Annotated in this window: 23 protein-coding genes; 12 read left to right on the top strand and 11 right to left on the bottom strand. The window is 65.0% G+C overall.

Going from position 1 to position 23,839, the window contains the following annotated elements; all coding sequences use genetic code 11:
- Nucleotide 1 precedes the first annotated feature (1 nt).
- The gene (locus tag BLT75_RS09935; protein ID WP_093030343.1) at nucleotides 2-1,081 is read right to left on the bottom strand and encodes an NAD/NADP-dependent octopine/nopaline dehydrogenase family protein; all 1,080 of its coding nucleotides are present in this window, start codon (nucleotides 1,079-1,081) and stop codon (nucleotides 2-4) included.
- A gap of 206 nt (nucleotides 1,082-1,287) precedes the next feature.
- Here BLT75_RS09935 and dctP point away from each other — a divergent pair, with 206 nt between their 5' ends.
- From dctP to BLT75_RS09920, 3 genes are all read left to right on the top strand, one after another.
- Nucleotides 1,288-2,316: a TRAP transporter substrate-binding protein DctP gene (gene dctP, locus BLT75_RS09930; RefSeq protein WP_093030340.1), complete on the top strand. Its 1,029-nt coding sequence runs from the start codon at nucleotides 1,288-1,290 to the stop codon at nucleotides 2,314-2,316.
- Between the two features lie 62 nt (nucleotides 2,317-2,378).
- Nucleotides 2,379-2,882 carry a TRAP transporter small permease gene (locus tag BLT75_RS09925; RefSeq protein ID WP_093030337.1) on the top strand — a complete coding sequence of 168 codons (504 nt, stop codon included), beginning with the start codon at nucleotides 2,379-2,381 and terminating at the stop codon, nucleotides 2,880-2,882.
- Nucleotides 2,883-2,909: 27 nt separating this feature from the next.
- Nucleotides 2,910-4,247: a TRAP transporter large permease gene (locus BLT75_RS09920; RefSeq protein WP_093030334.1), complete on the top strand. Its 1,338-nt coding sequence runs from the start codon at nucleotides 2,910-2,912 to the stop codon at nucleotides 4,245-4,247.
- Between the two features lie 18 nt (nucleotides 4,248-4,265).
- Here BLT75_RS09920 and BLT75_RS09915 read toward each other — a convergent pair whose 3' ends face one another.
- The 4 genes from BLT75_RS09915 to BLT75_RS09900 all read right to left on the bottom strand — a co-directional run bounded on the left by BLT75_RS09915 (nucleotide 4,266) and on the right by BLT75_RS09900 (nucleotide 9,317).
- Complete coding sequence (locus tag BLT75_RS09915) at nucleotides 4,266-5,039, bottom strand: aspartate/glutamate racemase family protein (protein WP_093030331.1); 774 nt, start codon at nucleotides 5,037-5,039, stop codon at nucleotides 4,266-4,268.
- A 100-nt stretch (nucleotides 5,040-5,139) separates the two neighbouring features.
- The gene (locus tag BLT75_RS09910; protein ID WP_093030328.1) at nucleotides 5,140-6,687 is read right to left on the bottom strand and encodes an indolepyruvate oxidoreductase subunit beta family protein; all 1,548 of its coding nucleotides are present in this window, start codon (nucleotides 6,685-6,687) and stop codon (nucleotides 5,140-5,142) included.
- The gene (locus tag BLT75_RS09905) at nucleotides 6,684-8,831 is read right to left on the bottom strand and encodes a thiamine pyrophosphate-dependent enzyme (protein ID WP_093030325.1); all 2,148 of its coding nucleotides are present in this window, start codon (nucleotides 8,829-8,831) and stop codon (nucleotides 6,684-6,686) included. Before BLT75_RS09905 ends, BLT75_RS09910 begins: the two co-directional genes overlap by 4 nt.
- 6 nt (nucleotides 8,832-8,837) lie before the next feature.
- On the bottom strand, nucleotides 8,838-9,317 hold the full coding sequence (locus BLT75_RS09900) for a MarR family winged helix-turn-helix transcriptional regulator (RefSeq protein ID WP_093030322.1): 480 nt from the start codon (nucleotides 9,315-9,317) through the stop codon (nucleotides 8,838-8,840).
- 179 nt (nucleotides 9,318-9,496) lie between these two features.
- Between BLT75_RS09900 and BLT75_RS09895 the strand changes: the two genes are divergently transcribed.
- The gene (locus BLT75_RS09895) at nucleotides 9,497-9,928 is read left to right on the top strand and encodes an acyl-CoA thioesterase (RefSeq protein WP_093030319.1); all 432 of its coding nucleotides are present in this window, start codon (nucleotides 9,497-9,499) and stop codon (nucleotides 9,926-9,928) included.
- Between the two features lies 1 nt (nucleotide 9,929).
- Here the strand turns inward: BLT75_RS09895 and BLT75_RS09890 are convergent, their stop codons facing one another.
- From BLT75_RS09890 to BLT75_RS09875, 4 genes are all read right to left on the bottom strand, one after another.
- On the bottom strand, nucleotides 9,930-11,243 hold the full coding sequence (locus tag BLT75_RS09890) for a TRAP transporter large permease (protein ID WP_093030314.1): 1,314 nt from the start codon (nucleotides 11,241-11,243) through the stop codon (nucleotides 9,930-9,932).
- Nucleotides 11,240-11,734: a TRAP transporter small permease gene (locus BLT75_RS09885; protein ID WP_093030311.1), complete on the bottom strand. Its 495-nt coding sequence runs from the start codon at nucleotides 11,732-11,734 to the stop codon at nucleotides 11,240-11,242. Before BLT75_RS09885 ends, BLT75_RS09890 begins: the two co-directional genes overlap by 4 nt.
- 55 nt (nucleotides 11,735-11,789) lie before the next feature.
- Complete coding sequence (locus BLT75_RS09880; protein ID WP_093030308.1) at nucleotides 11,790-12,806, bottom strand: TRAP transporter substrate-binding protein; 1,017 nt, start codon at nucleotides 12,804-12,806, stop codon at nucleotides 11,790-11,792.
- A gap of 114 nt (nucleotides 12,807-12,920) precedes the next feature.
- Nucleotides 12,921-13,376, bottom strand: coding sequence for a MarR family winged helix-turn-helix transcriptional regulator (locus BLT75_RS09875; protein ID WP_093030305.1), 456 nt, complete (start codon nucleotides 13,374-13,376; stop codon nucleotides 12,921-12,923).
- A gap of 65 nt (nucleotides 13,377-13,441) precedes the next feature.
- Here BLT75_RS09875 and BLT75_RS09870 point away from each other — a divergent pair, with 65 nt between their 5' ends.
- Genes BLT75_RS09870 through BLT75_RS09835 form a run of 8 tightly spaced genes read left to right on the top strand, consistent with a single transcriptional unit; the run spans nucleotide 13,442 to nucleotide 21,735 of the window.
- The gene (locus BLT75_RS09870; protein WP_093030302.1) at nucleotides 13,442-14,374 is read left to right on the top strand and encodes a PDR/VanB family oxidoreductase; all 933 of its coding nucleotides are present in this window, start codon (nucleotides 13,442-13,444) and stop codon (nucleotides 14,372-14,374) included.
- A gap of 11 nt (nucleotides 14,375-14,385) precedes the next feature.
- Nucleotides 14,386-15,711 carry an aromatic ring-hydroxylating dioxygenase subunit alpha gene (locus BLT75_RS09865; protein ID WP_093030299.1) on the top strand — a complete coding sequence of 442 codons (1,326 nt, stop codon included), beginning with the start codon at nucleotides 14,386-14,388 and terminating at the stop codon, nucleotides 15,709-15,711.
- Nucleotides 15,712-15,728: 17 nt separating this feature from the next.
- A complete protein-coding gene (locus BLT75_RS09860) occupies nucleotides 15,729-16,205 on the top strand; it encodes an aromatic-ring-hydroxylating dioxygenase subunit beta (RefSeq protein ID WP_093030575.1) in 477 nt (158 codons plus the stop codon).
- The gene (locus BLT75_RS09855; RefSeq protein WP_093030296.1) at nucleotides 16,202-17,815 is read left to right on the top strand and encodes an AMP-binding protein; all 1,614 of its coding nucleotides are present in this window, start codon (nucleotides 16,202-16,204) and stop codon (nucleotides 17,813-17,815) included. The genes BLT75_RS09860 and BLT75_RS09855 overlap by 4 nt, the downstream gene beginning before the upstream one ends.
- Complete coding sequence (locus BLT75_RS09850) at nucleotides 17,815-18,990, top strand: thiolase family protein (RefSeq protein ID WP_093030292.1); 1,176 nt, start codon at nucleotides 17,815-17,817, stop codon at nucleotides 18,988-18,990. The genes BLT75_RS09855 and BLT75_RS09850 overlap by 1 nt, the downstream gene beginning before the upstream one ends.
- Nucleotides 18,987-20,243, top strand: coding sequence for an SDR family oxidoreductase (locus BLT75_RS09845; protein WP_093030289.1), 1,257 nt, complete (start codon nucleotides 18,987-18,989; stop codon nucleotides 20,241-20,243). Before BLT75_RS09850 ends, BLT75_RS09845 begins: the two co-directional genes overlap by 4 nt.
- Nucleotides 20,240-21,016, top strand: coding sequence for a cyclase family protein (locus BLT75_RS09840; RefSeq protein WP_093030286.1), 777 nt, complete (start codon nucleotides 20,240-20,242; stop codon nucleotides 21,014-21,016). Before BLT75_RS09845 ends, BLT75_RS09840 begins: the two co-directional genes overlap by 4 nt.
- The gene (locus tag BLT75_RS09835; protein WP_093030284.1) at nucleotides 21,013-21,735 is read left to right on the top strand and encodes an SDR family NAD(P)-dependent oxidoreductase; all 723 of its coding nucleotides are present in this window, start codon (nucleotides 21,013-21,015) and stop codon (nucleotides 21,733-21,735) included. The genes BLT75_RS09840 and BLT75_RS09835 overlap by 4 nt, the downstream gene beginning before the upstream one ends.
- Before the next feature lie 207 nt (nucleotides 21,736-21,942).
- Here the strand turns inward: BLT75_RS09835 and otnC are convergent, their stop codons facing one another.
- Nucleotides 21,943-22,587: a 3-oxo-tetronate 4-phosphate decarboxylase gene (gene otnC / locus BLT75_RS09830; protein ID WP_093030281.1), complete on the bottom strand. Its 645-nt coding sequence runs from the start codon at nucleotides 22,585-22,587 to the stop codon at nucleotides 21,943-21,945.
- A complete protein-coding gene (otnK, locus tag BLT75_RS09825; RefSeq protein ID WP_093030279.1) occupies nucleotides 22,584-23,813 on the bottom strand; it encodes a 3-oxo-tetronate kinase in 1,230 nt (409 codons plus the stop codon). The genes otnC and otnK overlap by 4 nt, the downstream gene beginning before the upstream one ends.
- Between the last annotated feature and the right edge of the window lie 26 nt (nucleotides 23,814-23,839).

The raw sequence follows: 23,839 nt of genomic DNA, 5'->3' as shown, positions 1-23,839 counted from the left end.
CTCAGGCCCCATCCCGCAGCAGGACCTGCAAACCGGCGCGGTCCAGTCCGGCCAGGCGCAGGTTTTCCAGCGTCCGGCCCGTCTGGCGGAAATCGTCGTCGCAGATCGCCGAGCCCAGCGCCAGCAGCCCGGTGGCCGTGGGCGCCGGCACCCCGGCCCAATCCGCCACGGATACCAGCAAGGCCAGCCCCACCGCCACGTCCTCGCGCATGTAGCGGTGTTCGGTCAGCACGAGATGCTCGCGCCAGTCACCGCTGTCGACCAGCTTGTCATGGGCAAGGTTGCCATACATCCAGTCCGAGGTCTCGTAGTGATCGGCCAGCGGAAAATGCGGCGCGCCATAGCCCAGCGCCTCGCGCACCGCCATCCGCTCGGCATCCAGCCGGGTCGTGACCCGGCGAATGGCGGGTTGGGTGCCTTCGTTGTGAATGTCCCAATGATCGAAATGCTCGATCGGGCCCGCGTTCATCACGATCAGCGGCGGGTGGATAATGGGGCCTGCGTTCATCAATGCCCCCGAGAGCGCGTCGCCCGCCGGCTCCACCGACGGATAGGCCCGCGCCAGCACCGCATGGGCATGGGCCGCGTTGCGCAACGGGTAGACCCCGGTCGGCAGGCGGGTGGCGCGGGTGGTGATGGCGATGGTGTCGGGTCCATGCAACCGCGTCAGATAGGGCAATGTGCCCGCTTCGGCCCAGCTGACATCGGCCGGGTTCCCGGCCTTGTAGACGATATCGGCCATCAACCAGCTGCCAAAGCTGCCCGGCGGCAGGAACACCACCTGCCCGTCGGTCAGATGCGGCGCCATCGCCGCCGCGATATCGGCTTGCGCGGTTGCCGGTGTCGGGCAGACGATCAGTTCAGCGCCGCGAAGCACTTCTCCGATATCTTCCGTGACCAAGCCGATGCGCACCGGCCGAACGCCTTCGAAATCCTTCAGGTTGATCGTGCTGCCCCGTGCCTTCAGGTCCGCCTGGGCGCGCGCATTTCGCCGCCAGAACCGCACGTTGTGCCCCTGAACCGTCAGATCAACCGCAGCGGCAGTCGATCCGTTACCGCCGCCGAGAACCGCAATTTCCATCACCTGCTCCTGTATCGGATGTCACCATGCCAGACTACATGCATGAAAAATCATATATCAAGGATATTTCTATTGCATTGCACCATGCGGGCAGTCTTACATGAAAATGCATAGAAGTCGGGACCGACCGACCTAGCTACACCTCGGGCCAGGGACCGTTCGAAAGAAAGCGGCCATGGCCCGCCGGATCAACAGGGAGTTGTGACATGAGAATCTTCAGCCGGCTTTCCAGCAAAGCCACTTACCTTATGGCGGCAGCAGCCGTCGCGGCCATCACCACCCCGATCGCGGCCAAAGCCGAGGACCGGGTCAGCGCGGTCCATGCCTTCCCCGAATTCCTCGTCTATACCAAGACCTTCCTCGCGATGGTCGCGGACATCAACGAGCGCGGCAAGGGCATCGTGCAGATCGACGTGCGGGGCGGACCCGAGGCGATCGGCATGTTCGAGCAGCCCGCCGCAGTGCGCGACGGCGTGGTCGACATGGTGCATACGCCCGGCAGCTTCTATGGCGCCAACGTGCCCGAGATCGACGCGATGGTTGCGTCGCGCGTGACCCCGATGGAGGCCCGCGCCAATGGCGGCGCGGCGCTGATGGACAAGGCGCATCAAGAGCGCTTCAACGTCCGTCACCTGGGTTGGATCGACGGCGGCATCAAGTTCCACATCTACATGAACAGCGAGCCCAAGTTCCGTGACGATGGCATCCTGGACCTCACCGGCGTCAAGCTGCGCGACAACCCGATCTACCACGCCTTCTTCGAGCAACTGAACGCAACCACCGCGTCCATGCCGGCGACCGAAGTGTACTCGGCGCTGGAGAAGGGCGTTGTCGACGCGGCAGCCTGGACCGAGATCGGTATCCCCCAACTCAAGTGGAACGAGTTCCTGAAGTATCGGGTGGACCCGACTTTCTACAACACAGATATCGGCGTGATCTTCAACCTCGACGCCTGGAACGCGCTTTCCCCGGAAAGCCAGAAACTGATCGAAGAGGTCGTGATCGAGTGGGAAGGCAAATCCTATGCCGACCGCCAGAAGGAAGTCGAAGCGGATGCCAAGACCCTGGCAGATGGCGGCATGACCTTCGTCGCCCATTCCGCCGAAGCGGGCGAAGTCTATCGCAAGATGGCAGACGATGCGGCCTGGGCGCGGATGTACGAGCGCATTGACGGCGGCGGCGCCGGGGCCGAGACCTACAAGGGCCTGCGCAAGACCTATGCTCTGGACGAGTAACACACCTGGAGACAGGCCGCGGCTTTGACACCGCGGCCTGACCCCGCAAACAGAGCCAGGAAATGATGCGCCTGATCGACCGTATTTGCGACCTGCTGGCCATATTGGCCGGTATCTATCTGGTGGGGATCATGTTCGGAATCGTGATCAGCGCGCTGGCCCGCACGCTGAATCTGTCCGGTTCATGGTCCAGCCATATCTTCACCTTCACCGAATTCGGCCTGCTCTATATCGTGATGGCCGCCTCGCCCTGGCTGGTGCGCCATCGGGGCCATGTGTTCATCGAGCTTTTGAGCGCGGCCCTGCCGCTCCGGATGCAGCGGCCCTACAGCCGGATGATCTCGGCGCTCTGTGTCGTGATCTGCCTTGTGCTGGTCTGGTACACGTGGGGGGCCACGGCCCGGGCCTGGAAGTTCGGCGATGCCGAAATGCGCAGCCTCGACATGCCGAAATACCTGCTACTGGGCGCCATGCCGATCGGGTTCGGCCTGATGGCAGCGCAATTCCTGAGGTTTGTCTTCGGACCCGAGACCATGCACACCGGCGAAGCGGGCGTGCACGAATGAAATCCAAGAATACAAAAGGCGCAGGCAATGGAATGGTATGAAGCGCTCGTCTTTCTGCTGGGCATGATCCTGTTCTTCATGGCGCTCGGCATTCCGGTGGCGCTGGCCTTTCTCGCGGCCAATATGATCGGGGCGGCCTATTTCATGGGCGGACGCGGCGATATCGCCAGCCAGATGGCGCGCGGCATCGGGCAACTGGCCAACAACGCGATCCCCACGGTCACCAGTTTCAACCTGATGCCGGTGCCCATGTTCCTGCTGATGGGCGAGATCTTCTTCTTTACAGGACTGGCCAACCGCATGTTCGGCGCGGTGGACCGGCTGATGGGCAAGCTGCCCGCGCGCCTGTCCTTCGTCACCGTGGCCGGCGGCACCGCCTTTGCCACCCTGTCGGGCTCCTCGATGGGCTCGACGGCGCTGCTGGGCTCGCTGATGGTGCCCGAGATGCAGAAACGCGGCTACAAAAAACATATGGCCATCGGCCCGATCCTGGGCACCGGCGGGCTGGCGATGCTGATCCCGCCTTCGGCACTGGCCGTGCTGCTGGCGACGCTGGCGGAACTGGATATCGGCGACCTGCTGATCGCCGGCATCATGCCCGGCCTTCTGCTGGCGATCTTCTACGCGATCATGATCCTCGGCATGGCGCTCTACGACCCCAATGCCGCCCCCGCCTATGAGGTGGAAAGCTCCAACTGGTCCGAGAAACTACGCCTGCTCTTCGTCGATATCCTGCCGATGGTATCCATCGTGATCGGCGTGATCCTGGTGATCATGTTCGGTATCGCCACACCATCGGAAAGCGCAGCCTTCGGCTGTCTCGGCGTGATCGTGCTGGCCGCGCTCTACCGCTCGCTGACCTGGGACGGCATCGTGAAATCCGTCGCGGGAGCGCTGAAAGTGACCACCATGGCGCTCTTGATCATCTTCGGTTCAGCAACCTTCTCGGCCCTGCTGGCCTTTTCGGGCGCGTCTTCCGGCCTGATCCGCTGGGCCACCGGGTTCGAGCTTGAACCCATCACCATGCTCTTGATCATGTTCGCCATCCTGCTGGTGCTGGGCATGTTCATGGACCAGCTCAGCATGATGCTGCTGACCGTGCCGATCTTCTTTCCGCTGGCGCAGACGCTGGGGTTCGACCTGATCTGGTTCGGGGTGATCGTGCTGCTCGCGCTCGAGATCAGCTTCACCACTCCGCCCTTCGGCCTCCTGCTCTTCGTGATGAAGGGCGTGTCGGCACCGGGCACCAGCATGCGCGACATCTATGTGTCGGCACTGCCCTTCATTGGCTGCTCGATGCTGCTGGTGGCGCTGCTGATCCTGTTCCCCGGCATCGCACTTTGGCTGCCGGGGCTGGGACAATGAGAATACCCGCCAAGGGGCTTACAGCCCCTTGGGATGGGTCAGGAATTCCTCGATGATGTGGTCGGGCGCCTTGGTATAGTCTCCGACCCGGCTCACGCCCTGTCCGGTCAGCCGTTTCAGGCCGACTGCCATCTCGGCCATCTTCACCGCGATCGGGATGCCGTTGACCACCGGCGCGCCGTCGATCTGATGATCGCGGAACTGCGAGAACAAGAGCATCGGGATGCCGCCGCCAGGGATCAGCACATCTGTACCCGCCGCCACCAGCGGCCGGCCCAGCTCCTCGAACAGCCGCTTCACTTCTGCGGCCTTCCCGGCATCGCCATAGGCCCCCAGGATCTGCCCCGGCTCGAATGTCATCGCATGTACCCCGGTCACCCGCTCCCGCAGCCCGTACTTGCCGATCTGGTGATGGAACCAGGGGATGAAGCGCGGGTTGATTGTGACGATACCCAGCCGCTGCCCCATCTGACAACACCACAACATCGTCGCCTCGCCCAGCCCGATCACCGGGATATCGACCACCGACCGAGCCTCGTAGAGGCCCGCGTCCTGGAAATGGCCGACGATGAAGGCGTCATAGCCTTCCCGCTCGGCCCGGATCGCGTTGCAGATCATTTCGCGCGCGCAGCGGAATTCGACCAGAGGGTGGGCATAGCTGTCGAACGGCGTGATGCCCCGTATATCGACCTGGGTCTCCGGCCCCGACACTGCGTCCAGATGCGGCTGGAGCATGTCCCAATACTCCGCCCCGTTCTCGTAATCCACGTAACTTTGATACCAGAGTTTCATCGCCTTCCTCCCTGATCAGCGCCCCGCGACAACTTCCGGGCGCCTCTGCTTCATTCTGGTTCCAAATACTCCGGAGCGCGAGGCGGAGCCTCGCAAGACTTTACCCGGCAAAAGACCGGATCGTCTCGAGCGCCCCGTCGAGCGCCTTTCCTTCCTCATCCTGCAAGGCCGCCTCGCGCAACCGTCGCACCCAGTCGGCAGCATCCGCCCGCCCGGCAACCAGACCGGCGCCAGCCATCACCTTGTCGAACTTGGACAGCCCGCGCGCATGGGTGTCGGAATAGCCCTTGATCAGCCTGCGGCAGCGCAACAGCTCGACCGCCAGATCATAGTCGCCATCGAGAGTTTCGCCGACCTTGCGGAGCCATTCGGCCAGATGCGCCTGTTCCTGCGCGTGCCGGAGCGTACGCCGCCGATAGCCCCTCAGCCCGGCCAGCAGGTAGAGTTGCAAGAACCCTCTCAGCCGGTCGCTGCGAATGCGGCGGCCCCGGTTGAACCAGCGATCAAGCCGCGCCATCCAGGCCTCCGACGCCTGCACTCTTGCGCCAAGGCCCGCCGGCAGCATCGAGGCGATTTCCTCGGCGCGCGGATGCAGGAACTCGGTCACCTGCATCGCCTGCGCCTGGGTCCGCCCCATCTCGGCATCGATCCGCGCCCGGCGCGCGGCACGCGTCTTGCGGTCGGCCACCCGGATCACATCATCATAGGCCATGGCATTGGCGACATGCTTCGCCGCCTCGACGGTCAGCGCGTGACCTTTCGCCGGATCGTCGCGCCCGGCCAGTGCCGCGAGCCGATCGAGATACTCGGCGCCATAATTGCAGTCCTGGAATGCCACAACCTTGCGCAGCCCGGCGCGCGCCATCTCCTGCACCGTTGCCGGCAGAGCGTCTACCCGGCGCTCCAGCGCCTGCCACGCGGCCTGGTCACGGGCAGGTCCTGTTGGCGCCTTCTCTACCGGCGCTGACGGTTGGGCGTTCTCGGAAGCGGTCGGGTTGACCATGGCCTCGAACCCGGCGGCAAAGGCGGCGAGGCTAGCCTCCACGCCCTTGCCCGAGGCATGGATTGCCGCTTCGAACTCGGCGCGCGTAAACGGCAATGCGCCCGACCCCGCCAGTGCTCCGAACAGGCTGGCCGAGATGACCGAACCTTTCGCGACCGCCAGCCGCTCCATATCGGCGCTCAGGAACCGTCGCGCCGCGACTTCCGCAGCGGCCATCACCTCCTCGGCCGCCGCGATGCCATTGCCCGGCACCATCTTTTCCGACACAGCCAGCGCCCGGTGCTCCGAAGCGATCAGCACCGTCCGGTCCGGTGTCACGAAGCCGCGCTGAATGGCGCGGCCCGCCTCCATCATCTCGGCGGCGATGACGATGTCCACGTCTCCTGCCGCAGGGGCCAGGGAAAAGACGGGGTGCTCGACCCCTTCGGGCGCGATCTCGACATAATAGATGGTGGCCCCGGTGCGCTGCGCCACGCCCGCGACAGAGGTCGCCTGCACCGCGCGGCCCGCCGCGCGGGCCACCGCCTCGATCCAGCCGGTCAGCACGCCGCCGCCCTGCCCGCCCACCGCCATGATCACCAGCTTGGTGATGGCTCGGGCGCTGTCTGCGCCCTGCGGCGCCGTCACGCTGTCCATCCGGGTCATGCGGCATCTCCGAAATCAAGCACCCGCCGGGCGCGGCGCGCTTGCAGCCAGGCGATGATGCGGCTGCGCCAGCCTGCCAGCAATGCCTCCCACCGCCCCGGATTGTGCACCAGATCGGCGCGATAGAACGAGGGGCAGAGCACCGCTGCATCCGCCACCTCGCCGCAATTGCCGCAGCCGACGCAGGTCTGGTCGATGCTGGCCACCGGATCATCGCGCAGAGGGTCGTCAAGCGTCTTGAGCGAGAGCGAGGGACAGCCCGAGAGCCGGATACAGGCGTGATCGCCGGTACAGATATCCTCGTCCACTCCGAACCGGGGCGCCTCGACCCGGCGCCCCTCGCGGATCGCCTGGGCGCGCAAGGGTTTCTCGCGCCGCTGCCGGTTCAACATGCATTCGGACGAGGCCACGATCAGCTTTGGCCCGTCGTAGTCGGTGGTCAGCGCCTCGCGGATGGTGTCGCGCATATGACCCACGTCATAGGTGCGGTCGATCTGGCGCACCCATTTCACCCCCACCCCTTCGAGCGCCTTGGAAATCGGGTTGCCGGTCGCCTTGGATGGATTCCTGGCGCGCGAAGAAAGCACATCCTGCCCGCCGGTGGCCGCCGAGTAGTAGTTGTCTACCACGATGGCCACGCTGTCCGACCGGTTGAACACCATGTTGCCGATCGATGAGCTTAGCCCGTTGTGCCAGAATCCGCCATCGCCGATGAAGGAGACCGCCCGCCGCGCGCCGCCGCCGTCAAACGCCGCGTTCGAGGCCGGGCCAAGCCCATATCCCATGGTCGAGCCGCCGATCTCGAAGGGCGGCAGGGCGGCAAAGAGGTGGCAACCGATATCGCCGGTGATCTGGTGCTTGCCCAGTTCCTGCTCGACCAGCTTCATCGCGGCAAAGATGGGCCGTTCCGGGCAGCCGGTGCAGAACCCCGGCGGCCGGATCGGCACGGTTTTCGACAGGTCCGGCTTCTCGGGCGGCAGTGCATTGGGGGCGATGACCTGCCCGGGCAAAAGCTGCGGCACGGTGTCCTTCAGAAACCCCGCGATCCCGTCGAGCATGATCTGGCCGGTATATTCGCCCGCCATAGGGAAGAGGCCCTTGCCATGCAGGCGCACCGACGAACCTGCCCGGTGCAGCATCGCCGCCAGCCCCTGTTCGATGAATTCGGGCTGCCCCTCTTCGACCACCAGCAGCGCCTCCTTACCGGCGGCGAACCGCAGGAACTCGTCGCCGACAAGCGGATAGGTCACGTTGAGCACATAGATCGGGATCGCCGAACGCCCTTCGATATCGGCAAGGCCCAGCCGTTGCAGCGCGCGGATCACGCCGTTGTACATGCCGCCCTGCACAACCAGACCCACCGGAGCGATCTCAGGTCCAAACACTTCGTTCAGCCCCTGCTCGATGATGAAGCGTTCGGCCGCGGGCCAACGGTTTTCGACCTTGTCGCGCTCGTGCTGATAGGACATCGGCGGCAAGACCACGCGGGCGAAATCGCGGCGCGGATCGGACAGCGCCTCGCGCACACTGAGCGGCGGGCGCACATTGTCGGCGCAGTCGAACTGGCCGGTCACGTGGCAGGAGCGGATCCGCACCATCAGCATGACCGGCGTGTTCGACGCCTCGGACAGCGCAAACCCCTGTTTCACCGCCCGGACGATGGACGGCAGGTTCGGGCGCGGATCGAGCAGCCAGAATTGCGACTTCATCGCAAAGGCATGGCTGCGCTCCTGCATGATCGAGGAGCCCTCGCCATAGTCCTCGCCCACGATCACCAGCGCGCCACCGGTCACGCCCGACGATGCCAGGTTGGCCAGCGCGTCCGAGGCCACGTTGACCCCCACCGCGCCCTTGAATGTGACCGCCCCCCGGATCGGATAGTGCACCGAGGCCGCCAGCATGGCGGCGGCGGCGGCCTCGGAGGCGTTCGCCTCGAACCGCACGTCCAGCTCGCCCAGCAACTCCTGCGCATCGGCCAGAACATCCATCAGGTGGCTGATCGGCGCGCCCTGATAGCCGCCGACATATCCCACGCCGGATTCAAGCAGCGCCTTTGTGATCGCCAGAATACCCTCGCCGGTGAAGGTCTCCCCCGCCCCGAGCTTGAGGTCCTGCACCTCGCGTTTGAAGGATCGCTCCGCCATGCCGCCTCAGAACTCGTGCACGCGGATGTTGGACAGCATCCTTTGCAAGGTCGACAGGAATGCATGACGTTCCGACGAGGAAATGCCCTTGAACATCCGGTCATGGCTGGCGCGCATATGCGGCCAGAGCCGGTCATAGACCGCCCGCCCCTCGGGCGTCAGATAGATGCGGCTCGACCGTTGATCGTCGCTGTCCACCTCGCGCCGCACCAGCCCGTCGGTCTGTAACCCGTCCAGCGCGCGCGACAGGGTGGATTGTTCGACCACCGCGTAGACACCCAGCGCCCCGATGGGCAGGCCATCCTTGGCAGACAGGATTGCCAGCGCCCGCATCTTGGCGGTGCTCAGCCCCAGCGCTGTCATTTCCTTGCGCAGGTTCGCGTTGTAACGCCCCATGATGCGATTCATCAGATAGGGCGCATAACCATCGAGGCCGATCTCGGCCAGTTCCCTGAGGTGTTCGCTGTGATCGGTCGATTCGGCCATCTGGGTCTTTCGGTCGTTTTCCGCAACCAGAGTTCCCCAAGTTATATGCAAATGCAAGTAACTTGATCCCCTCGCCCGGTTTAGCAGCACCGATTTCCCGCTTCGGGCTTGCCAAAGGCGTCCGGCCCGGCAATCAGGGGCAAGACACAAAAGGACCAGCCAAAGGACAGACCCGCATCATGGACAAGATCTTCATCACCGAGCGCGAGCTTCGGTTCGGCGACTGCGACATCTCGGGAACCGCTTATTTCCCGTCCTATCTGGATATCCTGAATGGCGTGAACGAAGAATTCTGGGCGGTGATGGGTTTCCCGTGGCACCACATCATCTGGAACGAGCGTTGGGGCACGCCCACGGTGCACCTGAGCTGCGATTTCTCGAAACCCTCGTTCTTTGGCGAAACGCTGAAATTCGAGGTAGGGGTGGTAAAGGTCGGCCGTTCTTCGGTCACTGTCCGTCACCGGATCAGCTGCGGCGCGGAAATCCGCTGGTCCTCGACCCAGGTCCTCGCCGCCAGCGACCTCGACAAGCATATTTCGATTGCCTGGCCGGATGCCATGCGCGAGGCGCTGCAAGCACGCCTCGCAACCCCCGAAGAACTCGGGTTCTGACCTACATCTGCCCCGGCAGATAGAGCGCCAGCGCCGGCACCGCCAGCAACAGCGCCAGCCGGATGATGTCCACCACCCAGAACGGCGTGACCCCGCGAAAGATCGTGCCGGTGGTCACGTCGCCCACCACGCCCTTGAGGACGAAGACATTCAGCCCCACGGGCGGGGTGATCAGGCTGATTTCGGTCACCACGACAACGATGATGCCGAACCAGATCGGATCGTAGCCCAGCGAAGTGACCAGCGGAAAGAAGATCGGCACGGTCAAAAGCAGCATCGACAGCGACTCGAAAACGCAGCCCAGCAAGATGTAGATCACCAGGATCACCGCCATCACCTGCCAGGGGCGCAGGTCATAAGCCGTGATCAGGTCGCTCAGCGCCGCGGGCAACCCCGCCACGTTGACGAAGTTCGAGAATATCCAGGCCCCGATCAGCACCGCAAAAAGGCTGGCTGCGGTGATCGAGGTTTCCAGCAGCACCTCCAGCGTGTCCTTCAGGCTCAGCCGCCGCCGCGCCAGGGCGATCAGGAAAGCGCCCATTGCGCCCATCCCCGCCGCCTCGGTGGGCGAGAAATTCAGGTTCAGCGGCGGCACGTCGAACAGGCCGTAAAGCCCGCCGATCACCAGGAAGAACAGCAGCACGACAGCCCAGACCTCGCGCAGGGCGGCCAGACGCCCACGCATCGAAACGCGCGGGCCGGCGGGGCCGGCTTCGGGGGTGCGCCAGACCGTGAAACGGACCGCGCAGAGATACAGCAGGATGCCCAGCATACCGGGCACGATCCCCGCGACGAACAGCTTGCCGATCGAGGTCTCGGTCAGCAGGCCGTAAATGACAAGGATCACCGAGGGCGGGATCAGGATGCCCAGCGTGCCGCCCGCCGCGATGGATGCGGTGGAAAGCTCGTCGGAATAACCGAAGCGGCGCATCTCGGGCATGGCGACCTTGGCCATGGTGGCCGCAGTGGCCAGCGACGAGCCCGAGATCGCCGCAAACCCGCCGCAAGCCACGATGGTCGCCATGGCCAGACCGCCGCGCAGATGGCCGAGAAAGGCGTTCGAAGCGGCATAGAGTTCGCGGCTGATGCCCCCCTTGTTCACGAACAGCCCCATCAGGATAAAGAGCGGCACGACCGACAGGCCATAGTCCTGGCTGGTGTCGATAATCAGCCGCGCCACCATCGAGATCGAGGCCCGGAAATTGCTTTCCAGCATGAAGCCCACCATGCCGACGAATCCCATGGCAAAGGCGATGGGCACGCGCACGAGGATCAGGATCAGAACCGCGGCAAAACCGATGAGGGAGGCGGTCATGGCGCGCTCCTCGCCAGGCGCGGCGCCACGATCAGCAGCACGCCGCGCACCACCAGCACCACCGCCGTGACCAGTGTCATCGCCGCGATGAACCAGCCGACGACATGCAGCGGCAGGCGCAGGTACTCCATCACGTCACCGTAGGATCGCGACCGTTCGGCCAGGTCGAACACCCGTTTCGCCGGCCAGAACAGAAGCGCGCCACAGAACAGGCAAACCGCCGCATCCCGCCAGCGCGACAGGCGAAACCGGCTGAACGCGCCGTCCAGCAGATCGACGCTCACATGGGCATTCCGGCCCGACAGGACCGGCATGACCGAAAATACCATCACGGCCATCAGGAGCCGTGTCAGATCGGCCGCCACCTCGATCGGCGCATTGAAGACCGAGCGCAGGACCACATCGGCAAAGGTCATGACCATCAGCACGAACAGCGCGGCCGAGGCCAGAAGCCCCGGCAGCCAGACGGAAAGGGAGAAAAGTCGCATCATTTGGGCAATCGCAAACCTGCCGCCCCAGGGACCGGAGCGGCAGGTTCCTTGTGTATCAGTTCGCGGCCATCTCGGCCTTTACCATCTCGTAAGCGGCCTGCGCGTCCACGCCTGCGGCTTCGAGTTCGGCCAGGACCTTGGCGGTCACCTCCGCCGCGATCGCGGCGAACTTCTCCTGATCCTCGGCCGAGGCCTCGACGATCTTCGTGCCCTCGGCCGACCTGGTCGCTTCATAGGCGATCATGTCCGACTTGTCCCAGGCCGCGCCCGCCATCCGGCTGGCCGGTTCGCCGAACACCTTTTCATCCAGCGCCGCCTGCACATCGGCGGGCAGGCTGTCGAAGGTTTCCTGGCTCATGATGATCGCGAACGACCCGCGATAGAACCCGCCGGGCATGTCGTAGAGGTTCTTGGCCACCTCGTTCAGCTTGAAACCGACGCGCTCGCCCACGTTCATCGCCACCGCGTCGGCGGCCCCAGATTCCAGCGTCTCATAGACCTTGGGCGCCGGCACGTTGATGCCCACCAGACCCAGTGCCGCGCCGACATCGCCCGCGACGCCGCCGCCGATCCGGGTCTTCAGACCATTCAGATCAGCCAGCGTGGCAACGTCCTTGCTGGTGTGGATCTGGCCCGGACCATGAGTGTTCAGCGAAATCAGCTTGACGCCGCGATGCTCGTCCAGCTTGGCCAGATGCGCCTCGTGCACACGCCAGTAAGCGACCGAGGCAGCCTCGGCATTGCCCTCGAATCCGGGCAGTTCGATCAGCTTGGTGCCGATGAACCGGCCCGGCTGATAGCCATGGAAGATGATGGCCATATCGGCGGCACCGTCCTGAATCAGGTCCATTTGTGCCGGCGGCGGCGCCAGGCCAAAGACCAGCTCGCCACTGACCTGCCCGCCGCTGGCCTCTTCGATCATGCCGATCAGCCCTGCAAAAATCTCGGTGTTGATCCCGTGGGTGGGCGGCAGCCAGGTGGAAATGCGCAAGGTTGTATCGGCGGCCCAGGCGGCCATGCTGGTGCCGGCGCAGATGACCGCGGCGGCAGCAAGACGTGCGAAATGCTTCATGTTATCCTCCCTCGTGATGCTGAGCCCGGCCAGCCCGGGCCATACGATCCCTCGGCAAGCATCACACCGTGCCTCGATGCTTGTCAAGAAATATGAAATTGCATGTATTCTGCGTCATGCCGGATCCGGCTTGTCCAGCACGTCCAGAAGCGTCCGTAGGACGCCCTTGATGCGGGCGGCATCGGTATCGGCCAGTGCCGACAAGAGCCGGGTTTCGTGCCGGCGGGCATCCTTGACCAGGGATTCGGCCAGGTCCCGCCCTTCTGCGGTCAGACGCACCCGGACCCGCCGCTTGTCGTTGGCGTCGGCGCCCCGAGTCACCAGTCCGCGCGCATCCATCTGGTCGACGATTCGCGTCATCCGCGACTGTTCCATCAGCGAAAGCCGGGCCAGCCGGGTGATCATCATCCCGTCATTGTCAACGAGGCAGGCCAGCACCCGCCATTCAGGTACCCGCAGCCCGCGTGCGCGAACATGATCGTGAAACTGCGTGCTGGCCTGCTCGCTGGAGGCCGCGAGAAGATACAGCAGGTATCCCGAAACAAAGGTGTCGTCTTGCGTGTCTGTCATGGGGTCTGAATTTGTCTTGACTCGATTTATATGATTTTTCATATTTTCGACAGGGAGGCGCCGAGATGCTCGACTTGAGAATTGCGCAGAAACTGGCCGTGACCAAGCGGATTTCGGCATTCACCCTGGTCGCGGCCGGTGGCGAGCCCCTGCCGACCTATACCCCCGGCGCCCATATCGACGTTTCGACACCTTCCGGACCACGCAGTTATTCCCTGATCGACTGGCCCGGCGACACACCGGGCAGCTACACCATCGCGGTCCAGCGCGAGGACGAAGGCGGCGGTGGCAGCAGGGCGATGCATGCCCTGTCCGAGGGCGACAGGGTCGCAGCGACGGAACCCGGCAACGATTTCGAACTGCGATCCGAAGACAAGCCCGTGGCCCTTCTGGCCGGCGGCATCGGGGTGACGCCGCTGATCTCGATGGCGTCGGCGCTGCGGGCACAAGCGCGGCCCTTCGTCTTTCATTATGCCGGGCGCAGCGCCGAAGCGATGGCCTGGCTGGACCGGCTGAGCGATGATTTCGGTCCAGGTTTTCATGCCCATTTCGACGATACCGCGCCATTGGACATGACCGCGCTGATGGCCGGGCTTTCAGGCCACGCGCTTTATGTCTGCGGCCCCAGGGGCATGATCGAGGCCGCCCGCGCCGCCGCCGAGGCCGCAGGCATCGCCCCCGCCGACATCCATGTGGAGCTTTTCACCACCGCCGCGCCCGCCGCGGGTGACAGCGCCTTCGAGGTGGAAATCGCCTCGACCGGGCAGGTTATCCCAGTGGACGCCGGCCAAACCATCATCGAAGCGCTGGAGGAAGCCGGGCTCGACCCGCTCTATGATTGCCAGCGCGGAGATTGCGGCATCTGTCAGACCGGGGTGATCTCGGGCACGCCCGATCATCGCGACGTGGTGCTCAGCCAGGCCGAACGCGACAGCGGCAAGGTCATGCAAATCTGTGTCAGCCGGGCGCTCAGCGCGCGCCTCGTGCTGGATATGTAAGGGAGGAAGGCATGAACGCGGACGATATCAGGGCCATGGTGCAACCCGGCCGGGTCCATCGCGACGTCTATATCAGCAATGCGGTCTACCAACTGGAAATGCGCCACCTCTTCACCAATGCCTGGGTCTTTGTCGGCCATGACAGCCAGACTCCGAACAAGGGTGACTACATCACCACGCAAGTGGGTGACCAGCCGGTGATCATGGTGCGCCACACCGATGGCGAGGTAAAGGTTCTCTACAACCGCTGCCCCCACAAGGGCACCAAGATCGCCATCGACCGGGCCGGCAACACCGGCAAGTTCTTTCGCTGTCCCTATCACGCCTGGAGCTTCAAGACCGACGGCTGCCTGCTCGCCATCCCGCTGAAGAAGGGCTACGAGGGCACCGGCCTGTCCGAGACCCAGAACGGCAAGGGCATGCAGGCGGTCGGCGCGGTGCACAATTACCGTGGCTTCGTCTTTGCCCGGCTGGCCGAGGACGGCATCGGGTTTCAGGACTTCTTTGGCGGCAGCCTCAGTTCCATCGACAACATGGTCGACCGTGCGCCTGCGGGACGGGTCGAGATCTCCGGCCCGCCGCTGCGCTACATGCACAAGTGCAACTGGAAAATGCTGGTCGAGAACCAGACCGACACCTGCCACCCGATGGTCGCGCATGAAAGCTCGGCCGGGACGGCGGTGAAGATCTATGAACAGATGGGCAACCCTGAGCCGCGCCCGCCCGCGATGCAGATCATCGCGCCTTTCATGTCGCCTTATGAATTCTTCGAGGATATGGGCATCCGCACCTGGCCCAACGGCCACGGCCATACCGGCGTCAACATGTCGATCCATTCGAAATACGACGCCATCCCGGGCTATTTCGAGGCGATGGTCGAAAGCTATGGCGAGGAGCGCGCCAAGGCGATCCTGGACGAGAACCGGCACAACACGGTCTATTTCCCCAATATCATGGTCAAGGCGCCGCTGACCCAACTGCGCAACTTCATCCCGCTGGGGGCCGACCGGACGCTGGTGGAAAGCTATGTCTACCGGCTGGTCGGCGCGCCCGAGCAACTGACCGCGATGTCGGCCATGTACAACCGGATGATCAACGCCCCCACCTCGATCGTCGGCCATGACGATCTGGAAATGTACGAGCGCGCGCAGGAGGGGCTGCACGCCGAGGGCATGCAATGGGTCGATATCCGGCGACTGCACACCGGGCCTGAGGATTTCGAGACCGAGGCGGTCGAGAACGGCACCACCGAACGGCAGATGCGCAACCAGTTCCACGCCTGGGCCAAGTTCATGACCATGTCGATGGAGGACGCCCCCGGCGTCGCCGCTGAATGAGCGAGGGGAATGGAACCATGACCACCCGCGACGACGTGATCGACTTCATCTATGCCGAGACCCGGATGCTGGACGAGGGCCGCTATACCGAATGGCTCGACCTGTGGCTGCCCGACGCGGTCTACTGGATGCCGCTCGACTACAAGCAGGCCGATCCGGTCAACGCCACCTCGTTCCTTTACGAGGACAACTTCATGCTGCGCCTCAGGGTCGAGCGGCTGAACGGCGAGCGCACCTTCTCGCAGAAACCCAAGTCGCGCTGCCACCACGTGATCCAGCGGCCCTTCGTTGATCTGTTCGAACCCGAGGCGGGGCGGTTCCAGACCGTGACCAACATGCATTATGTCGAAACCCGGCTGGACGAACAGCAATTGCTGGCGCTGACAGTGACGCATGATCTGGCGATGGTGGATGGGGCGTTCCGCATCGCGGGCAAGAAGGTCGAGTTGCTGAATTGCGACGCCGCCTTCGGCAATATCCAGCTCCTGCCATGAGCGCCGAAAGCGTCTATGCCGCCATTGCGGCCACGGCGGCGCGCTGGCCGGACCGGCCGGTGCTTGAGGTGCTGCCCGGAACGGCTGCGACCTATGGGATCGAGGCGGGGCCGGTCTCCTACGGCACGTTCCTGGTCCGGGTCGATACCCGCGCCGAGGTGCTGGAACGTGCCGGATACGGACCCGGCATGCGCGTCGCTGTGCTCTTGGAAAACCGCCCCGAGTTCTTCGAGGTCTTTGCCGCGCTCAACCGCATCGGCGCCTCGATCGTGCCGATCAATCCCGACCTGCGCGCCGCCGAACTGGAATACCTGCTGGGCCATGCCGAACCCGCGTTGGTCATCGCTCTGCCCGCCCGCCTTGACGAACTGCGCGCCGCCGCCGCGGCGGCGGGCCTCGCGGCCCCGGTCATCGGGGCCGATGACACACCGCCCCCGCCCCGCGCAAATGCCGCCGTGGCCGAGCCCCTGACCGGAGAGGCGCGCGAGGCAGCGGTGCTCTATACCTCGGGCACCACCGGCAACCCCAAGGGCTGCGTGCTGCCCAATGCCTATTTCCTGCTGGCGGGCCGCTGGTATGCCGATTTGGGCGGCGTCGCCTCCCTGACCGAAGATGGCGAGCGGATGATCACGCCACTGCCCATTTTCCACATGAACGCGATGGCCTATTCCTTCATGGCGATGGTCACCGTGGGCGGCTGCCTGATCGCCCTCGACCGGTTCCACCCGTCCAGCTGGTGGGCCGACGTGACCGCCGCGCGCGCCACCTGCCTGCATTACCTGGGCGTCATGCCCTCGATCCTGATGTCCTTGCCCGAGGCGCCAGAGGAGCGGTCCCATCAGGTGCGCTTCGGCTTCGGCGCCGGGATCGATCCCAAGCTGCAGGCCGGGTTCGAAGCGCGCTTCGGCTTTCCCCTGATCGAGGCCTGGGCGATGACCGAAACCGGCGCCGGCGCGGTGATCGCCGCCCACACGCCCGACCGGCTGATAGGCCAGTCCTGCCTTGGTCGGGCCGAAGGTTGGGTCGACGCCCGTGTCGTGACCGACACCGGGCAGGACGCGGCTCCGGACGAACCCGGCGAGCTGCTGGTGCGCAACGCCGGTCCTGATCCGCGCTACGGCTTTTTCTCGCACTATTACAAAAATCCCGAAGCCACCGCCGAAGCCTGGCAAGGCGGCTGGTTTCACACCGGCGATATCGTGCGCCGCGATACCGGGGGCCGGTTCTTCTTCGTGGACCGCAAGAAGAACGTGATCCGCCGGTCGGGCGAAAATATCGCCGCGGTCGAGGTCGAAAGCGTGCTGATGCGCCACCCTGCCATTCAGGCGGCAGGCGTGGCCGCCGTGCCCGACGCGCTGCGCGGCGACGAGGTCTTTGCATGTCTCAAGGTAGCCGACCCCTCGCCCGAGCTGGCCGTTCAGATCGCCGATTGGGCGCTGACCCAGATGGCCTATTACAAGGTGCCGGGCTACATCGCCTTTGTCGATGCGCTGCCCCTGACCCCCACGCAAAAGATCCAGCGCAAGGCGCTGAAGGAGATGGCGCAGGCGCTGCTGGACGATCCCGCAACCGTGACCCTCACCCATCTCAAGAAACGGCAGGTGGCGTGATGGCGCGGCCTGCCTCTTATGAAGGGGTGGCGCTGGTCGCGCCCTTCTCGACCCCCTATCAGCGCTATTCCATCGACACCGCGCATCACTGGATCGCCACCGCCTTGCGCGGATCGCTGCAGGCGGCGGGGCTGAAACCGGCTGAACTCGATGGGTTCTCGGTGTCGTCCTTCACGCTTTTCCCTGATACCGCCGTAGGACTGACCCAGCATCTGGGCCTCTGCCCGCGCTGGCTCGACCATATCCCGATGGGCGGCGCCTCGGCAGGCGTGGCGCTGCGCCGGGCGGCGCGCGCGATACAGGCGGGCGATGCCGAGATCATCGCCTGCGTCGCGGGCGATACCAACCATATCGACAGTTTCCGCCAACTCCTTTCGAGCTTCTCGCGCTTCGCCATGGACGCGAGCTACCCCTATGGCTACGGCGGCCCCAACGCCAGCTTTGCCCTGCTCACCGACCGCTACATGACCGAATACGGCGCCACGCGCGAGGATTTCGGGCGCCTCTGCGTGGCCCAGCGCGACAATGCGCTGAAAAACCCGAACGCGGTGATGAAGAAACCGCTGACCATGCAGCAATACCTGGACGCCCGCCCTATCGCCGAACCGATCGCGCTCTTTGACTGTGTGATGCCTTGCGCGGGGGCCGAGGCGTTTCTGGTCATGTCCGAGGAGCGCGCGCAGTCTCTTGGCCTGCCCTATGCAAGGCTGGCGGCAGCCATTGAACGACACAATGCCCATGCCGACGACCCGATCCAGCTGCGCGGGGGCTGGACGATGGATGTGGACGTGCTCTGGGATCAGGCTGGAATGGGACCGCAGGAGATGAATCTGGTGCAGACCTATGACGACTATCCTGTGATCTCGATGATGCAGATCGAGGATCTGGGGTTCTGCGCCAAGGGCGAGGGCCCCGCGTATCTCCGCAACAAGGATCTGACCATCTCGGGCGACTTCCCGCACAACACCTCGGGCGGCCAACTGTCGGCTGGTCAGGCCGGGGCGGCGGGCGGTTTCATCGGCATGGTCGAGGCGATCCGCCAGGTCACCGGACAGGCCGGCGGCACACAAGTGCCGGACGCGGAACGGGCGCTTGTGTCGGGCTTTGGCATGATCAACTTCGACCGGGGCCTGTGTTCCAGCGCCGCAGTGCTGACCACCGGAGCGCGCGCATGACCCATCCTCTGGCCCCGCCACCCAAGAAAAACCCGCAGAAACGGTCGGTTTCACCGACCCGCCCGCCCGAGGTGCGGTCGCGTGCCGCCCTTCACCTGACCGCCGCCGCCGCCGAGGGGCGGTTCGCCCTGCAACGCTGCGCCGAATGCGGCAAGGTGCAATACCCGCCGCGCGACGCCTGTTCCGCCTGTCTGTCCACCGACCTGCCGTGGCAGGACATGGCGCCGGGTGGCACGCTGATCGCCGAGACCACGGTGCAGACCTCGCCCCGCCTTTACTTCCGCGAGCGGATGCCGTGGCGCGCGGGCACCGTGCAGCTCGATGCAGGCCCCACGGTGCTGGCCCATATACATGGCGACGTGGCGCGCCACGCCCGTGTCCGCGTGGTGGCCCGGCTTGACCAGGCAGGACAGGGCGTATTGGTCGCCCTGCCCGAAACCGACACCCCGAACATGGAGGACGATCCGCTGATGCGTGCCCTCTCTGCCGATCCCAAACACCGACGCGTACTGATCACCGACGCCCGCAGCGCGCAGGCGCCCGCGCTGGCCCGCGCCCTGAAACAGGCGGGCGCCGCGATCATTTTCGCGGGAGAGCCGGAAAGCTGGCGACCCTATCCGCAGCGCGCCGAACTACAGGCGCTGGGGGTCGAAATCCTGCCGATGGATGTGACCGACACCGCATCCGTGCAGAAACTGGCGGGCGAGATCGGCGGCAAGACCGATATCCTGATCAACACCGCCCGCTTCCTGCGCCCCGGCGGCGTGCTCGACCGGGGCGACACCGGCTTTGCCCGCGACGAACTGGAAGTGAACTACCTCGGCCTGATGCGGCTGGCGCAGGCCTTTGGCCCCGGCATGTGCGCCCGCGCCGCCGACGGAGTGAACGCCGCCGCCGCCTGGGTCAACCTGCTCAGCGTCGGCGCGCTGAGCAACGCCCGCCCCTTTGGCGCCTATTCCGCCAGCCAGGCCGGGGCCTATTCGCTCAGCCAGTCGCTGCGCGCCGAATTCCGGCCCTCGGGGCTGAGGGTGATGAACGTCTTCTTTGGCCCCACCGAAGAGGACGACTGGTACCAGCCGCTGCCGCCGCCGCGCGTGACGGCGCTGGCGCTGGCGCGGTCGGTCGTGGACGGGCTGCAACGGGGATTGGAAGACGTCTGGTGCGGCGACATCGCTCAGGACCTGCGCGACCGGTTCCGCCGCGACCCCAAGGTGCTGGAACGCGAAATGACGCTGGGAGGAGAAGGCGCATGAGCACGCTTGCCAATTTCGCCTCCCGCATCGCTACCGGTGAAATCCGGGTGGTGGACCTCACCCATACGCTCGACCCCGATTTCCCGGTCATCATCCTTCCGCCCGAGTTTGGCCAATGCGCCCGCTTCCGGATGGAGGAGATCAGCGCTTATGACCATCGCGGCCCGGCGTGGAAATGGCACAATATCTCGATGTCGGAACACACCGGCACCCATTTCGACGCGCCCGCGCACTGGATCTCGGGCCGCGACCTGCCGCGCGCGGCGGTGGACGAGATCGCCCCGGCCGATTTCATCGGCCCGGCCTGTGTCATCGACTGTTCCGAAGGCGCGGCGAGAGACGAGGACTTCGAGCTGACCGTACCGCTGATCGAGGCATGGGAGGCCAGCCATGGCCGCATCCCGTCCGGGGCCTGGGTGCTGATGCGTACCGACTGGTCGAAACGGCGCGGGGCCGAATACCTCAACATGCGCGAGGACGGGCCGCATTCGCCGGGGCCGACGCCGGAAGCGATCCGCTTCCTGATCGACCAGCGCGACATTCGCGGCTTTGGCGTGGAAACCGTGGGCACCGATGCGGGACAAGGCAGCCACTATACCCCGCCCTACCCGGCGCATTACTACCTGCACGGCGCGGGACGCTTCGGGCTGCAATGCCTCTCGGACCTCGACCAGCTACCTGCAACCGGCGCGGTGCTGATCGCGGCCCCCCTGAAGATCAAGAACGGCACCGGCAGCCCGCTGAGGGTGCTGGCGCTGGTGGAGGAGACATGACCCATACCGCCGTCATCACCGGAGGCAACAAGGGCATCGGCGCGGACCTGGCGCAGGCGCTCCTGGCGCGCGACTATACCGTCGTCTCGATCTCGCGCCACGCGCCCGAATTCACCCATACCCGCCTGTTTTCCGTCGAGGCCGATCTCCTGGACCCACAGGCGGTGGCCGAGGCCGCAGCCCAGGTGGCCGCCAACCACGAGGTCACCCACCTGATCCACAATGCAGGCCTGATCTGGCCCAACCTGATCGAAGAGGCCGAACCCTCGGACATCACCGGGCTGGCGCAATTGCACCTCGGCTCGGCGCTGACACTGCTCAAGGCGTTCCTGCCCGCGATGAAGGCGCGCCGCTTTGGCAGGGTGATGTTCAACGGATCCCGCGCGGCGCTGGGCGCACCCACCCGCACCGCCTATGGCGCCACCAAGGCCGGGATGATCGGCATGGCCCGCACCTGGGCACTGGAACTGGCGCCGCATGGCATCACCGTCAACGTGGTGGCGCCGGGGCCGATCCTGACCGACAATTTCTGGGGCATCGTGGAAAAGGACAGCCCGCAGCAGCAGGCGCTGGCCCAGCGCATCCCCGTGGGCCGCATCGGCCGGGTCGATGACGTCACCCGCGCCTTCCTGTTCTTCTGCGACCCCGAAAACAGCTTTGTCACCGGCCAGACGCTCTATGTCTGCGGCGGAGCAAGCGTGGGTTCCCTGCAGATCTGACCGCCCCCGCCAAGGGTCGCCCGATTTGTTGCGAGGGCACCATATCCGGTGAAAGACGCTTCGAACCGCCGGCCTCGGCCAGCAGCGGCTTCGACGGTATCGCTTCATTCCGGGTCATCGAACGCAGGTGCGGCGATCGGGATGTCCCGAGCCGCGCCAGGGGCAATCCTTGGTCAAGGCGCACTCAGGAAGGCAGACCGCCGGTTATCACCAGTCGACATCGAAGGCGCGGACAACATCACGGATCTGCTCGTCGCTCAGCAGACGCGGGTTCATGCCCCGCATGAGCAGCGCCAGTTTCGCGGTTTCTTCAAGTTCCTCCATGGCGAAGGCCGCCGCCCAAAGGTCCTTGCCCGCGACCACCGGTCCGTGATTGGCCAGCAGAACGGCCGAACGTCTTCCGGCCAGCCCCCGCACCGCCGCCCCCATCGCACTGTCGCCCGGCAGGAAAAAGGGCAAAAGCTGAACCTTGCCCAGTCGCATCAGCGCATAAGGTGTCAGGGCGGGCAGCACGTTATCGGGGTCGGTGTCCGGCAACATAGACAAGGCCACCGCATGTGTCGAATGCAGGTGAACGACCGCTCCGGTCTCGCTGCGCGTTTCGTAAAAGGCCGAATGCAGCGGCATCTCCTTGGTCGGGGCATCGCCACTCAGATGGTGCATGTCCGCAGACAGAAGGCTTATCCGGGCTGGATCTAGAAAGCCCATCGAACTGCCGGTGGGAGTGACCAGCAGGGTCCCGTCCGAAAGCCGGACCGAAATATTACCCGAGGCACCACAGGTCAGCCCCCGGTCGAACATCGACCTGGCGATACGGCAGATATCCTCGCGGGCGCGGGTCTCTTCGCTCATCTGCCGCCCTCCATTGCAGCAAGGGCGGTTTCGAAAAACTGCTCGTCTCCGAAGTTCCCCGACTTCAGCGCAAGGGCCAATTGCCTGCCCTGCACGTGAACCAGAGGCACCCCCGGTGCGATCCGGCGTCCGATATAGAGTACCCGCGCGCCTAGACCCGACACCACCGCGCCCGAGGTCTCTCCCCCCGCGACAACGATCCGGGACACCCCGTTTTCGGCAAGAATGCACGCAAGCCGGGCAAACAGCATTTCTATGGCATGTGCGGACGCCTCTCGCCCAAAGGCCTGCTGAGCGTCCAGAACCGCTTGCGGATCGGCCGAGGAGTAGACCAGCGGCACACCGGCCTGACCAAGCACCCAGTCGGCCAGTTTTTCGGCTGTGACCGATCCGTTCATGACCGCCTGCGCCGACACTTCGATCGACGGATGCCTCTCGCGAAACCGGGCCACCTGCGCTCGGGTCGCGCGCGAGCAGGAGCCGGAAAGAACGACACCCGGGCCAGAGACCGGATCCCAGGACGGCTCGGCACGAACGGCGCCATGGTTCGCAGGCAACCCCAGCGCGATACCCGATCCCCCGCACAGCAGCACCTGATCCCGCGCAGCAGTTCCGATCGTGAACAGGTCGGCATCGCGGATCGCATCGACAATCACCATGGCAGGCGTTTCAGGCAGCGCGGCAAGGATTGCGTCGCTGCCCCGGGCGACCACCTGTGCCGGCACATGTGCGACCGGCCATCGGGTCTGCGCCGCGAGAACCCGACGCAAGTCGGCATCGGTCATCGGGGTCAGCGGATGGTCCTGCATCCCGCTTTCATTGAGCAGCCTGTCCCCCACAAAGAGATGGCCCTGGTAAACCGACCGGCCATTTTCGGGGAAGGCAGGGCAAACCATGATATGCCGCGCGCCCAGACGGCCGGCCAATGCTTCAAGCACCGGGCCGATGTTGCCCTGCGGGGTACTGTCGAAGGTCGAGCATACCTTGGACACGATCTGACCACAGCCCTGCGCCAGCAGCCAGTCGCAGGCGGCAAGGCTCTCGGCCACGGCCTGATCCACCGGCGCGGTGCGCGACTTCAGCGCCACGACACCGGCCTGAAGCCCGGGCTCGGCCGCAGTGTCTGGGACGCCATTGAACTGCGCCACGCGGAATCCCGCCTCTGCCAGGGTCAGCGCAATATCCGAGGCTCCGGTGAAATCATCCGCGATAATGCCGATCTGCATTCCAGCCTTCTTTCTGTCCCTTGACG

This window comes from Ruegeria marina, assembly GCF_900101475.1.
Lineage (GTDB): Bacteria > Pseudomonadota > Alphaproteobacteria > Rhodobacterales > Rhodobacteraceae > Ruegeria_B > Ruegeria_B marina.
The sequence above is the reverse complement of the archived record's forward strand: the minus strand, read 5'-3'. Positions and strand labels throughout refer to the sequence as shown.